Genomic DNA, 13,759 nt, shown 5'->3' on the forward strand with positions numbered 1-13,759 from the left:
GAAACACCAACATGACTTCTAAGCACCCACCGAATCATGAACATATTGATGACGAAATGATAAAAATGGAAGTGAATCTCGATGATATTTCTGGAGAATGGCTCGGAAATGTGATGGAACTTCTCTTTGAAGCAGGCGCGAATGATGTGTTTTACACACCAATCTATATGAAGAAAAATCGACCGGGAGTATTGCTGCAATTACTTTGCTCCTTCAAGGCAATTGATATCATGAAGGAGATTTTGTTGGAGGAAACAACGACATTAGGGATTCGCTATTATCCGATTACTGTACATCGAATGGAGCGCCGATTTATTAAAGTTGAAACCGAATGGGGAGTTGTGACTGTGAAGCAAGGGATTTATAATGGAAAGGTTTTTCAAAGCTCCCCGGAGTACGAAGACTGCCGTAAACTTGCGAAACTACATAATCTACCATTGAAAAAAGTATATGAAGCGGTTTGGAAGAAATTGTAATGATTTACAAAAAAGAAGCTATCCCACTTACACATATTGAAAAAGGGGTTAAGCTTCTTTTTTCATTTAGGAATATTGGATATGCTAAATAATGAAACAACAATTCAATAAAGAACTATGATAAGGAGTGAAAAACATGAAAGCATTGATCTTTGAGAATTTTGGTGGGTCAGATGTATTGCGGTATCAAGAAATTCCAGATCCGATGATAACAGAAAATGAAATATTAGTACGAATGAAGGCGATTGGCCTGAATTTTGCGGATATATATAGACGAAAAGGAAATTACCATCTTGCAGGGGAGCCACCATATATATTGGGATATGAGGGGGCAGGGGTTGTTGAAAGCGTTGGTGCTAACGTAGTAAATGTGAACGTTGGTGACCGAGTTGCCTTTGCTGATGTTCCGTATGCGAATGCAGAATTAGTTGCTGTTCCACTGGAAAAGGCGATTCAATTACCAGATGAAATTTCTTATGAAGTCGCTTCCTCTGTATTATTGCAAGGACTGACTGCACAATACTTAACGAGGGATAGTTATGCGATAAAAGCTGGAGATTTTGTCCTAGTTCATGCTGCGGCAGGTGGTGTAGGACAAAATTTAGTGCAGATTGGAAAGCAACTAGGGGGAAATGTTATTGGCCTGACCTCCACATTGGAAAAATCGAAAGCAGTGTACGAAGCAGGTGCTCATTTTGTATTTTTATATGATGAGGATTGGATAGGAAAAGTAAAGGAGATAACAGATGGACGAGGGGCGGATGTGGTATATGAATCTGTTGGCTCAACTTTAACAGCAAGTTTTGATGCAACCAAAATTGGTGGTACAGTTGTATTTTATGGCATGTCAGGTGGCGACCCAACACCTGTAGACCCAAGAATGTTAATGGACACCTCGAAAACACTGACTGGTGGTGATCTGTGGAATGTGTTAACTTCCGATGAGGAGAGAAGAAAACGTTCGCAGCAGCTGTTTGACTGGATAACAGAAGGTAAGCTTAAAGTGAAGGCACCAACAAAATTTGACTTAAAAGACGGTGCTGAAGCACATCGGTTTTTGGAAGGCAGAAAAAGCTCTGGGAAAATTATCCTTGTCCCTTAATGTTTGTTTTACAAATAAATGAAAGTATCGACATCGTTCGACAAAACTCGGGAAGTGACAGGCACCAGCACAAGCAAAGATATAGGCACACACAGGTAATTGCTTTGGTTTTAGAATATTGGAAACAAATGGTATAATGCTTCTATAGGAGTAATAATAATGAGATTATCAGAAGGGAGAGATTAAGCAGGGAAATAAAAAAGCCAGCTGGATTTTGAATGCGGTTTATAGCAAGTAAACTATATAGATAGTATTTTTATAAATAAATTCATTAAGTTGGGGTGTACATATTGAATAAAAAGCGTTGGATCGCATTAGTGATAGCAATCGGTTTATTCATCGTTTCAATAATTTCACAAATCGGCACAACCGTTGCATCAACAGACTTCAGTTCTATATTTAGTACCTTTAATAAAGACTTTGGTGAGGAAATCGTTGATCAAGGAACAAGTCTGGATAAAATCGCAGTACTTAAATTGAACGGAGTAATCCAGGAGGATAGTGGATCAAGTGTATTGAGTACGGGGACGTATAGTCATCAGCGATTCTTGGATTTATTAGATCATGTTGCAGAAGATGATACGGTTAAAGCCGTCATCTTGGATGTGAATACACCAGGTGGGGGCGTTGTGGAAAGTGCGGAAATCCATGAAAAGGTATTGGAGATTCAACAAACCTATGAAAAACCTGTCTATGTATCAATGGGAAATACTGCAGCATCTGGTGGGTATTATATTTCTGCACCGGCAGATAAAATCGTTGCCCATCCAGCCACATTAACCGGGTCAATTGGTGTAATTATGCAGGCGTTAAATTATGCGGAACTTGCAGATAATATAGGGATTGATTTTAACACTATTAAAAGCGGTGAATACAAAGATATTATGTCTGCTTCCCGTGAAATGACAGATGAAGAGCGAGCAATCCTGCAAACGATGATTGATGAACTTTACGGTGAATTCGTTCAAGTAATAGTTGATGGTCGTGGTATGTCCGAATCGGTTGTACGAGAATTAGGTGACGGCCGTGTGTATACAGGATCACAAGCGAAGGAAAATGGCTTAGTTGATGAACTAGGAACATTAGACGACACGATTGCGATGATGAAGGAAGATCAAGGCTTGTCGGATGCAACAGTAATCGAATATGCAAATGGATTTGAATTCAATCAATTTCTAGGCGGAGCAATGCAAAGCGTATTCGGCAGTCGTTTAGAATTAGATGGTTTGAATCTGCTTAGGGAAGCAAATGCACCAAGGGCGTTGTACTTATATTCGAGATAAGGAGGATGAAATAATGCTATGAGTGAAGAACAATTGGAATATGATATAGTGACACCACCGATAGATACAACAAAATATGCAGGGTTTTGGATGAGATTTTGGGCATATTTAGCTGATTTGGTTATCGTGTTCAGTATAAATGGAATCCTTCTTAGCCCTTTTAAATTTATCAATGAAGGTAAACCGATTGCTATCAGCTACTGGACACTGACAGGAATAATTGGTGTGCTTGTTCTATACTTTTACTTCCTGTTAATGACGAAATATTATGGGCAAACATTAGGGAAAATGATCTTTGGATTAAAAGTAGTTCGTAAAGATCTTCAGCCACTGCAGTGGAGTGATATCATTTTCCGTGAAGTTGTATGCAGATTCTTTTACCGCGTCTTCTTCATTGCGCAACTGTTATATATTGTCGTCGCATTCGACAATAAGAAGCAAGGAATCCACGATATGATTAGTGACACTACGGTAATACATCAATAGAAATTAAAATATAGGCAGTATGGATATGCAAACGTATCTGTACTGTCTATTTTTTTTGAAACTATTCAGGAAGATAAACCGTATTTAAAATATTCTGTTGTGAAATGGCAGCAGTTAATGTTGAAGACCAGGGGGGAGCAGATGAATTACTTGGATAATTTAAATATCGAGCTTGCACAAATAAAAGGGAAGCTTAGTCAGAAACAAAAATGGGAAATGCAATTGGCAGATTATCGTAAGGATTTCATAAATGTTAAGGATACAATAGCTGCTATTGAGAAACAATTGTCAGCAGAAATGAAGGATGTTAAGAAATTGGAGGGAATTAGCTTCAGTAGTTTATTTCAAACATTTTTTGGCTCGAAGGAAGAAAAACTGACAAAGGAAAAGCAGGAAGTCATAGCAGTTCAACTGCAGTTAAAGAAACTGGAGAAAACAAAATCAGAACTGATCCAATCAATCGAACAGCTCGAACAAAGAATTGAAAATACAGGCAATATCGAAATAGAATATGAGCAATTAATGGTGAGAAAGGAAGAGCTGATTAAGAACAGTAATTCTGCTTCATCTGAAAAATTATTTGAGTTAACAGAGCAAGCTGATGAAGTTCGGATTACACTTAAAGAGCTTAATGAAGCAATAGCAGCAGGAAATATAGCGAAACGTAAGCTGGGGGATGCAGTATCATCACTTGAAAGTGCTTCAGGGTGGGGGACATTTGATTTATTAGGTGGTGGAGCAATTGCCGGTATGGTGAAGTATAGCCATATCGATGAAGCGACAGACAGAATTCATGAAGCACAGTCAGGCATGCGGCATTTTCAAAAAGAATTGCTGGACGTAGACGAAACAGCTGATTTAGAAATCGAGATTTCCGGATTATTAAAATTTGCAGACTTTTTCTTTGATGATATTATTTCCGATTGGATGGTTCAAGGAAGGATCGAGGATTCGTTGACACAAGTTAGAAATCAACTAGTTAATGTAGAGAGAATCATTCATAAACTTAATTTAGAAGCAGTTAATATGGAGGATGAACTAACAAACATTGAGATAGCTAGAAAGGAACTGATTGAGATTTCTTAATTGTAAGCGGGTTATTCAGTGGGAGGGGAAGACCTCCCTTACTGAATGTGTCTCGCTTAATAATTTAGTCTGGGACTATTTAACAAAATCGAGCAATTCCCTATTAATATCCTTTTTCTCCCCAGAACAATCCATGACTACTATTTTCAAACCAGACGAGTTTTGAATTTCGAATGCCTTGAATGAATTCCCTTTACATAAACATCTTCATTTATTGTTATTAGGGCAAGAGCTTGTTTAAGAACTTGTTTGATCAGGAATAGTATAAAAAGGAGTATCAGAATTATATCTGGTACTTCACAAAAATGTGATTTTCTAAACATCAATATATAATATTTTAAGGGAGAAATTTTTTTAATTTTTCATCTAATCCTGTAAAAAGCATTATTGCTGTTATTGGTAAACCTAATATCATAACAAGAGGTAAAGAGGTATTTTCAGATGGGCTTAAGATTAAGTAAATAAGCGACATTATCATTACTAAACCAAAATAATTTTTTAAAAATAATTCTAATGTAACTTTCTTCATAATATAAACCCCCCTTTAATTTACTATTGTATATTTATTTTCTATTATACACTTCTCTGAAAATTTCTAAAGGCAGAAATTACATATATTGTCAAGAGACAGATAAATTCATAGATAATTAATATTTTAAAATCACATGCCCTAAAACTATCTATAATACATACCCATAAATACAAATGAAGTGAAACAGGCTTCCAAATAAAATAAAGATGTGAAATATCTCATGGAATCCCCAATTTTTATATTGAAGAAACTTTGGTTTGAAACCGTAGATAATTCCGCCAATGGTATATGCTAATCCACCGAGAATTAAGAATACCATACCACCAGTACCGAGTGTTGGTGCGAGCTCGCCTGTAAAGAAGATAACTAGCCAGCCCATTCCCAAATAGATTGCCGTTGATAGCCATCTAGGAGAGCGGAACCAAGTTAATTTAAACGTTACACCAAGTAGTGCCAGCCCATTTACCACAAAGAATAGCACCCATCCTAGTGTGTTGTTTAGACTGATTAAACAAAAAGGTGTATACGTTCCGGCGATAAGTACGAATATCATCGAATGGTCTATCCTTCTTAACCAAGCAATTGCACGATCCTTCGCGATTACCATGTGATAGATTGCAGATGCAGAGTATAGTAATATCATACTTACGCCAAAAATGATTACCGCTGTAATTGCTAGCACAGATTCCGTTGTTGCTGCCTTGGTGATCATTAGTACAAGACCAACAACAGCTAATAAAGCCCCCAAGAGATGTGTCAATCCATTAATCGGTTCTCGAATATAATTATTCAATTTATCAACACCTTTTTCAATATGTAGTTTCAAAAACTATATCATAATAATAAATGTATCACACCATCTAGTCAATAGTTTACTTCACGAAAATTTCATCGTATAATAAGAATAAATTAAACAGAATTTTGGTGTAATGATAATGGAAAATATCGATGAATTAATGAAGGAATTACATTTGGATACACATTTAACTCTAGAGGATATTCCGGATATCGACCTCTATATGGATCAAGTAATACAATTATTTGAGAAGAAGTTTGCGCCGACAAAAAGGAATGACAATGAGAAAATAGTGACGAAAACCATGATCAATAATTATGCGAAGGGCAAATTATTTTTTCCGATAAAAAATAAAAAATATACAAAAGAACATATCATGTTAATTAGCATGATCTACCAAATGAAGAGTACATTATCAATTAATGACATTAAGAAGGCACTTCATATGTTAAATGAAAAAATAATGGTGGAAGAGGAATTTGAACTTGGGGAGCTCTATCAACACTATCTTCAGTTAGCGGAAAACAATGTCGAACGGTTTGTTGATGATAATGCAGCATTGAATCACGAGGTATTCGCGGATTTGGAGGAGCAAGGGAATCCCGATGCTGCTTATTTTCAGCAGATATTATTAGCTGCATCGTTTGCACACATGAGTAATTTATACCGGAGAGCAGCTGAGAAAATCATAGATGGAATGGAAGATGCCCAAACGAAAAAGGATTAGTCAAGTTGAATTCTTGTGTGCAAATTCTAGAAGCGGTAAAATAGAGATAGATTTTTGAGAGGAGTAACAACATTGACTACATATCCAAACGTAAACGATACGAAAAACTTGATAAAACAATTAGTATCAATACCTAGCCCATCAGGAAATACTGGGAAGGTCATTCAATTTGTGGAAGATTATTTACAAAAGCTAAACGTCGAAACGAAGCGAAATCGTAAGGGGGGCTTAATTGCAACGCTACCCGGTGGAAACGACAAAGAGCACCGGATGTTGACAGCACATGTTGACACTTTAGGGGCAATGGTGAAAGAAGTGAAAGCTAATGGCCGTATACGTCTTGATTTGATTGGTGGGTTTCGCTACAACTCGATCGAAGGGGAATATTGTGAGATTCATACGACGAGTGGACAGGTTTTTACTGGAACGATTTTAATGCATCAAACCTCTGTCCACGTATATAAAGATGCTGGGGATGCAAAACGTGATCAAGTAAATATGGAAGTACGCATCGATGCTAAGGTAGAAAACGCGGAGGATATTCGCGCTCTCGGCATTGAAGTTGGCGATTTCGTGTCCTTTGATCCTCGTGTGGAATTGACAGACAACGGCTTTATTAAATCCCGCCATTTAGATGATAAGGCAAGCGTTGCAATCCTTTTACAGTTAATTAAACGGTTGAAAGAAGAAAAGGTTGTCCTACCATATACAACCCATTTTCTAATTTCTAATAATGAGGAAATTGGCTATGGTGGTAATTCAAATATTACACCGGAAACGATTGAATATTTGGCGGTAGATATGGGTGCAATGGGTGACGGCCAATCAACAGATGAATACACAGTTTCTATTTGTGTGAAGGATGCAAGTGGTCCGTATCATTATGAATTAAGAAAAAACCTCGTGGCAATAGCAGAGGAAAATAAGCTAGGCTATAAATTAGATATTTATCCATACTATGGTTCTGATGCATCGGCAGCAATCCGTTCCGGTCATGATATTGTTCATGGTTTAATTGGACCAGGAATCGATTCTTCCCATGCATTTGAAAGAACCCATGAAGAATCACTCTTGAATACGGAAGAATTACTTTACCATTACGTACAATCTGCCATGGTGTCTATTTAGTAGTTAAGAAAGTGTAACGACTTTCTTAACTACATAAGTGCAACTAAGGCTGTCACCAAAAGGCTAGGTGACAGCCAAGTTTTCTAAACGAAAACGATGAACTTACCTTTTGAACGGTAAGTTCTTTTCATATCGAAGAAAGGATGTAGCACATGAAACTTAGTATATTGGATCAAGCACCAGTCTCAAGTGGCTATTCTGCAAAGGATGCATTAGAAGCGACAATCGAACTGGCAATATTTGCAGATAAATTAGGCTACACAAGATACTGGGTCGCTGAGCATCATGATTTAAATGGTCTAGCATCTCCAGCACCAGATATTCTGTTAGGTATCATTGGCTCCCAGACGGAAAGCATTCGAATTGGTTCCGGTGCCGTTTTATTACCGAATTATAAGCCATTTAATATTGCAGAAAGATATCATGTGCTTGCCACATTATATCCGGATCGTGTTGATATTGGTCTTGGCAGGGCACCAGGTGGATCGGCAGAAGTATCAATCGCGCTAGTTGGAAACTTTCTCGAACAAGTAAAGAAAATGCCAGAGCTGTTGGATGAGTTACAACACTTCTTACATCGTGACTTTCCGCCCGAACATTTATTTTCAAACGTTTCTGCAGCACCCGTGCCGGTGATTGCGCCCGTTCCGTGGCTTTTAGGAACTAGTAAAAAAAGCGCAATATTAGCTGCTGAAAAAGGAATGCCATATGTGTTTGGTCATTTCATGAGTGACCAAGATGGACCTTCTATTGTAAAAACATACTGCGACAATCTTAAGCAAGGTGAACCGAAAGTGATTGTAACGGTCTCGGTTATTTGTGCTGAAACAACTGAAGAAGCGGAAGAGATAGCTTTGAGTAATCTACACTGGAGGGTGCAACAGAATAAAGGAGAAGGTAAGGACGGCGTTCCATCAATTAAGGAGGCACATCATTACATTTTTAATGATGATGAAGCCGCGATAATTGAAAAGATGAAGAAAAAGCAAATTATTGGTAATCCAACGGAAGTTAAAGCGAAATTGGAGGAACTACAAGCTGCATATCAGACGGATGAAATGATGATTGTTACGATTACACATGATTATGAAGCAAGGAGAAAATCTTATCAGCTGATTGCCGAAGCATTTGATTTAGAAAATAGATAGAAAGTGGATTTAGGATGAGTGAAACAAAACAGGGGCAAGATAAATTTACTTTCAGCTGAAGAAAATAGCAGGCTCAATCTAAGCCTTTGCAGCTGTAGTGAATTTACGACAATTATGAACGTTTGTTAACGTAACGAAGCTTTCCTTTTCGAAGGAAATCACTCATAATTGGTTTTATGGTAAACTATACTTAATTATGGACAAACTATTATTTTAAATTATGGAGGTTAGCATGCAAGCTTGGGTAACAGATATTATGGAGCAATTTGGCTATCTTGGGATATTCTTAATGATGGCATTAGAAAATGTATTTCCGCCAATACCGTCAGAAATTGTTCTTCCATTTGGTGGATTTATGACTACATACTCAGATTTAACTGTTGTCGGTGTTATTATTGCTGCAACTGTCGGTTCAATTCTAGGCGCAATTATTCTTTATGGAATTGGTCTGTTGATTGATGTAGAAACATTAGAAAAAATCATTGATCGCTGGGGACATATCTTACGTATTAAAAAAGAAGATATATATAAAGCAGATGCATGGTTCGATAAATATGGCTATTGGACAGTTCTTTTTTGTAGGATGGTTCCGTTAATTAGAAGCTTGATATCCATTCCTGCTGGGATGTCGAATATGAAATTTGGCCTCTTCCTACTATTCACGACAATTGGAACAGTAATTTGGAACATCATCTTGATTTATGCGGGAGTATTACTTGGTGCAAACTGGGAAAACATTCTCGGATTCATGGATGTATATTCTAGTATCGCATATCTAATCATCGCAATAGTGGTTATTATCTTCTTTGTACTTTATATTAGAAAGCTAAGAAAGCGGAAATAAGGGCTGACCTCTGTGGTCGCCCTTTTTTTGGTGCCTGTTTTTTTTGGGGGGTGCCTGTCACTTCCGAAGTTTGTCGAATATCGGCTTAAGTGTTATGGATAACAGCCCCTACGAGTACCTTCATTAGCATCCAGCTTTCACACAGTCTCGCTGGTTCTACCCTACAATAAGCCCTAAGTCCTAGAGGGAAATATTCCTTAAGCTCATTATCCAAAATCGATTGAAGCGGTAAGATTAAATCAAGATAAAGAAAGGAGGCAGATGAAATGAGAAAATTTCTATTGTTTATTGGAGGGCTTGTTGCAGTAGCTGTATTACTAGCAAATCTCGGACCAATGCTTTTACTAGGCCTCAGTGTTTGGTTACTTTATATCGTATTTAAAAAGTTTGTAAAAACGGATTCCGTTGCGGCTAAGATTGGCTGGGTAGTTTTAGCGCTTATTATATTAAGTATCGGAATTTCAAATGTATTTTCCGTTATCGGTTTAGCTGCAGCAGTAGCACTTTACTACATCGTTAAGAATTGGAATAAGGAAGACAATGATCCAGTTGTCCATGTTGTAGAAGATGATGACCCATTTACAAACTTTGAACGTCAATGGGCAGATTTAAATAACTAAGAACAAAAGCGTAAGCGCCCGTTTAGCGACGTACGGACTGGACTGAACCGAAGGAGATAAAGGAAACACGCCGACCGTAGGGAGTCGATGTTGACTTATCGTACGGAGGTGAGGGGAGTCTCGCTAGTCGCTGGGCGCTGGAGCTGGACGTGGCTGTTCCAGTAAAAAAATAATTCAGTCTAATTTTATACAAATTAATAACTAATGAAGAGGAGCGAATAATAATGACAAACATTTTTACACGTATGAGAAATTCAATTGAGGCAGACCTTCATAATATTCTTGATAAGAAGGAACAAAAGAACCCGATTGCAGCATTAAATCAATATTTACGTCAAAGTGAGGAAGAAAAGGAAAAGGTTCGTAAGCTTATTGACCGTCAGTACAAACTAAAAGATGAATTTACAAAGGAATACATGAAGGCACAAGATCTTGCTGACAAACGCTTGAAGCAAGCTGGAATTGCTGAAAAAGCTGGAGAAGAAGACATGCATGCCTTTGCCCTAAAGGAATATGAGGAATATCAAGGTCGTGCAGATCGAATGAAAGCTTCCCGAGAAGAAGCAAACGAGCAAGTAGATTTACTAGAACAAAAATACGAAGATATGAAGCATCGTTTGAAAGACATGCATTTACGCCGAATGGAGTTGATGGGTAGAGAAAACATTGCCCATGCAAATCATCAAATCAATCGTGTTGTAGAGGAAGTTTCTGATAAGCCATTCTCAAAATTTGCGGAAATGGAAAGATATATAGAGGGATTGGAATATAAAGTGAACAGTGCATACTATAAGAGCACATTCGATAGCAAAATTGCGAAGCTTGAAAAAGAGCTGAATGAGCAAGAAAAAGCAAACTAATTCGTTGTGCAGAAAAAAGGAAAAACATGATATACTACTGTACAGGCGCGTTATTGTGCCTGTACTTATTACATATTAAAGGAGGATCACTTCATGTTCAAACGACTTACAACAGATACTTTTAACTGGATATTGATCATTGGAGTGGTTCTCTTTATTTTTGAAATTGCTTTTTTCCATGGTGGTACCATTGTTTCGGCACTATTTTCAGGTTTATTCGTATATATCGGCTGGAAATACTTTAATAAATTATGGGGAAAAATACTATTTTGGCTCTCCCTCATTAGTTTTGTACTTGCTGTGTTGAATATACTTGCAGTAAGATTCTTTATAATTGCATTAATTATTTTATTTATGATAAATTATTCCAAATCAAAAAAGGTAGCAAAACATTTCGAACCAATCCTACCAGGCGAAGAAATAAAGCAAGAAATGCTTGTGGAAATAAAGCCGCTATTCGATCATACTTTTTTTGATGATCTGAAAACGGAAGAAAGCTCATATCAATGGCGTGATATCAATATTCATGGTGCATTTGGTGATCGAGTAATCGACTTAAGCAATACGGTGCTACCGAATGATACCGCCGTTATTTCCATTCGTCATCTCGTAGGTAACATTGAAATCTATGTTCCATATGAAGTGGAAGTTAGTATTTCGCATAGTTCGGTATTCGGCCGGGTGCATATTTTAGGGCAGCATCACTGGAAGTTATTGAATAAAACGATTCTTTATCAAACTGAAAATTATGATTCTGCACAGCCACGCGTAAAGATAATTACCTCGTTATTCTCTGGTGATCTTGAGGTGAGGCGCGTATGAATATGATTATCAGACACATTATTATGGCGGTTGTTTGTAGTTTGTTATTAGCCGCATTGCTGATTGGAGTAACGTTTATTGCTTTTTCATTAGACATGCCAAATGGCTGGCCGGCCATTTGGGAGCAGCAAATTGGCGATGTTTCCTATCTATTAACGACAATCGGGATTGTAGTCGTTTTTGGTACAATTATTGGGATTGCTACTGGTTGGTACTGGAAGGAGCGGCTTTACCAAATTGATCGCAAACTTGATGAACTTGTAAAGGGACAGAAGCTTTCATTAAATGATGAGTCATACAAAGAACTCGATAGCATCCAAGAGCGGATGTTTCAAATCCAAGATAAATTCAGGAATCAGGCGGAACATGCACAGCGGCTTGCGACAGAACGTGCACGTGAACGTGAGGTTAGTCTCCAGGAAATTGTTGTCCAGGAAAGGAATCGTCTAGCACGTGAATTACATGATTCGGTGAGCCAGCAATTATTTGCGGCATCAATGATGATGTCAGCCATTAATGAGATGAATCCACCGCAAGATGGGAAATTCAAACAACAATTACAAATGGTCGAGAAAATGATCCATCAATCCCAGCTTGAGATGCGCGCATTACTTTTACATTTACGTCCAGTTGCACTAAAAGGCAAGTCACTCAAGGAAGGTGTGGAAGAACTACTATTAGAGCTTACACAAAAGGTGCCAATGGAAATTGATGCAAAGGTCGAGGGATTCCGAGTTGACAAAGGGGTGGAGGACCAGCTGTTCCGCATCTTACAGGAGTCTTTATCAAACACCTTAAGACATGCGAAAGCAAGTCTATTACAAGTTCTGTTAATTGAACGAGATGAAACGGTCATCTTGCGTGTGGAAGACAATGGGATTGGCTTTAATCTAGAGCAAGTGAAAACAAGCTCATATGGCATGCAAAATATGCGGGAGCGCGCCTATGAGGTTGGTGGAACGTTTAAAGTAATTAGTGTACCGAATGAGGGGACAAGATTAGAAGTGAAGGTTCCAGTATTGCGGAAGGAGGATGTGACCGATGATTAAAGTTTTATTCGCAGATGATCATGAGATGGTACGGATTGGTGTATCGGCCTATCTCTCTGCACAGCCTGATATTGAAATTGTTGCAGAGGCAGATGACGGGGCACCTGCAGTAGATCTCGCGTTGAAATTAAAACCGGATATTATTTTGATGGATCTAGTTATGAAGGAAATGGATGGAATTGAAGCGACACGTAAGATTATTGAGCAATGGCCTGAAGCAAAAATTATCATCGTTACTAGTTTTCTTGATGATGAAAAGGTATATCCAGCCCTTGAAGCTGGAGCAACAAGCTATATGTTAAAGACATCGAAGGCAGAGGAAATTGCAAAAGCTATTCGTGCAACCCATGGTGGCCAATCTATTTTGGAGCCGGAAGTAACAGGGAAAATTATGACGAAGATGCGTGAAAAACCGGAAGTGAATTTACATGATCAATTAACAGAACGAGAAATGGAAATTCTACTGTTAATTGCGCAAGGTAACTCCAACCAAGAAATAGCCGATCAGCTCTATATCGCATTAAAAACGGTAAAAGTTCATGTTAGTAATATATTAGGAAAGCTGGAAGTACAGGACCGAACACAGGCTGTAATCTATGCATTTAAACATGATCTCGTAGACTGAATTACAGAAAAAGACAAAAAACTACCTATTCCTATACAGGAAATGAGTAGTTTTTTTATTATAAAGAAGAAAAATGTCACTTTTGAAATATAACTGTAATATTTCTATAATATGCATGACATTTTTAGATGCTATAATGCATCTTGTGTAGGAAAATATACTTATAAAATAAAGA

At 37.7% G+C, this 13,759-nt stretch carries 16 protein-coding genes; 14 read left to right on the forward strand and 2 right to left on the reverse strand.

Going from position 1 to position 13,759, the window contains the following annotated elements:
• Positions 1-11: 11 nt before the first annotated feature.
• The 5 genes from larC2 to CWR48_RS10055 all read left to right on the forward strand — a co-directional run bounded on the left by larC2 (position 12) and on the right by CWR48_RS10055 (position 4,433).
• Entirely contained in the window at positions 12-476 is a 465-nt protein-coding gene (larC2, locus tag CWR48_RS10035; RefSeq protein ID WP_115773108.1) for a nickel pincer cofactor biosynthesis protein LarC2, read from the forward strand.
• Between the two features lie 136 nt (positions 477-612).
• Positions 613-1,578, forward strand: coding sequence for a quinone oxidoreductase family protein (locus CWR48_RS10040; RefSeq protein ID WP_115773109.1), 966 nt, complete (start codon positions 613-615; stop codon positions 1,576-1,578).
• A gap of 290 nt (positions 1,579-1,868) precedes the next feature.
• Positions 1,869-2,861, forward strand: coding sequence for a signal peptide peptidase SppA (sppA, locus tag CWR48_RS10045; protein ID WP_115773110.1), 993 nt, complete (start codon positions 1,869-1,871; stop codon positions 2,859-2,861).
• Positions 2,862-2,879: 18 nt separating this feature from the next.
• Positions 2,880-3,347: an RDD family protein gene (locus CWR48_RS10050; protein ID WP_115773111.1), complete on the forward strand. Its 468-nt coding sequence runs from the start codon at positions 2,880-2,882 to the stop codon at positions 3,345-3,347.
• Positions 3,348-3,488: 141 nt separating this feature from the next.
• Positions 3,489-4,433 carry a hypothetical protein gene (locus CWR48_RS10055; protein WP_115773112.1) on the forward strand — a complete coding sequence of 315 codons (945 nt, stop codon included), beginning with the start codon at positions 3,489-3,491 and terminating at the stop codon, positions 4,431-4,433.
• 337 nt (positions 4,434-4,770) lie between these two features.
• Here CWR48_RS10055 and CWR48_RS10060 read toward each other — a convergent pair whose 3' ends face one another.
• Positions 4,771-4,962 carry a hypothetical protein gene (locus CWR48_RS10060; protein ID WP_115773113.1) on the reverse strand — a complete coding sequence of 64 codons (192 nt, stop codon included), beginning with the start codon at positions 4,960-4,962 and terminating at the stop codon, positions 4,771-4,773.
• Positions 4,963-5,113: 151 nt separating this feature from the next.
• Positions 5,114-5,758 (reverse strand): PAQR family membrane homeostasis protein TrhA, encoded by a 645-nt coding sequence (gene trhA / locus CWR48_RS10065; RefSeq protein ID WP_115773114.1) that lies wholly within the window; start codon positions 5,756-5,758, stop codon positions 5,114-5,116.
• Between the two features lie 142 nt (positions 5,759-5,900).
• Here trhA and CWR48_RS10070 point away from each other — a divergent pair, with 142 nt between their 5' ends.
• The 9 genes from CWR48_RS10070 (at position 5,901) to CWR48_RS10110 (ending at position 13,584) form a co-directional block, all read left to right on the forward strand.
• Entirely contained in the window at positions 5,901-6,488 is a 588-nt protein-coding gene (locus CWR48_RS10070) for a DUF1836 domain-containing protein (RefSeq protein ID WP_115773115.1), read from the forward strand.
• Between the two features lie 72 nt (positions 6,489-6,560).
• Complete coding sequence (locus CWR48_RS10075) at positions 6,561-7,616, forward strand: M42 family metallopeptidase (protein WP_115773116.1); 1,056 nt, start codon at positions 6,561-6,563, stop codon at positions 7,614-7,616.
• Between the two features lie 152 nt (positions 7,617-7,768).
• Positions 7,769-8,764 carry an LLM class flavin-dependent oxidoreductase gene (locus CWR48_RS10080; protein WP_115773117.1) on the forward strand — a complete coding sequence of 332 codons (996 nt, stop codon included), beginning with the start codon at positions 7,769-7,771 and terminating at the stop codon, positions 8,762-8,764.
• A 232-nt stretch (positions 8,765-8,996) separates the two neighbouring features.
• A complete protein-coding gene (locus tag CWR48_RS10085; protein WP_115773118.1) occupies positions 8,997-9,608 on the forward strand; it encodes a DedA family protein in 612 nt (203 codons plus the stop codon).
• Positions 9,609-9,874: 266 nt separating this feature from the next.
• The gene (locus tag CWR48_RS10090) at positions 9,875-10,228 is read left to right on the forward strand and encodes a lmo0954 family membrane protein (RefSeq protein WP_115773119.1); all 354 of its coding nucleotides are present in this window, start codon (positions 9,875-9,877) and stop codon (positions 10,226-10,228) included.
• Between the two features lie 224 nt (positions 10,229-10,452).
• Positions 10,453-11,088 carry a PspA/IM30 family protein gene (locus tag CWR48_RS10095; protein ID WP_115773120.1) on the forward strand — a complete coding sequence of 212 codons (636 nt, stop codon included), beginning with the start codon at positions 10,453-10,455 and terminating at the stop codon, positions 11,086-11,088.
• 93 nt (positions 11,089-11,181) lie between these two features.
• Positions 11,182-11,910, forward strand: coding sequence for a cell wall-active antibiotics response protein LiaF (gene liaF, locus CWR48_RS10100; protein ID WP_115773121.1), 729 nt, complete (start codon positions 11,182-11,184; stop codon positions 11,908-11,910).
• Positions 11,907-12,959, forward strand: coding sequence for a sensor histidine kinase (locus tag CWR48_RS10105; RefSeq protein WP_115773122.1), 1,053 nt, complete (start codon positions 11,907-11,909; stop codon positions 12,957-12,959). Before liaF ends, CWR48_RS10105 begins: the two co-directional genes overlap by 4 nt.
• A complete protein-coding gene (locus tag CWR48_RS10110) occupies positions 12,952-13,584 on the forward strand; it encodes a response regulator (protein ID WP_115773123.1) in 633 nt (210 codons plus the stop codon). The genes CWR48_RS10105 and CWR48_RS10110 overlap by 8 nt, the downstream gene beginning before the upstream one ends.
• Positions 13,585-13,759 lie beyond the last annotated feature (175 nt).

Source organism: Oceanobacillus arenosus, assembly GCF_003369575.1.
Classification (GTDB): domain Bacteria; phylum Bacillota; class Bacilli; order Bacillales; family Amphibacillaceae; genus Oceanobacillus; species Oceanobacillus arenosus.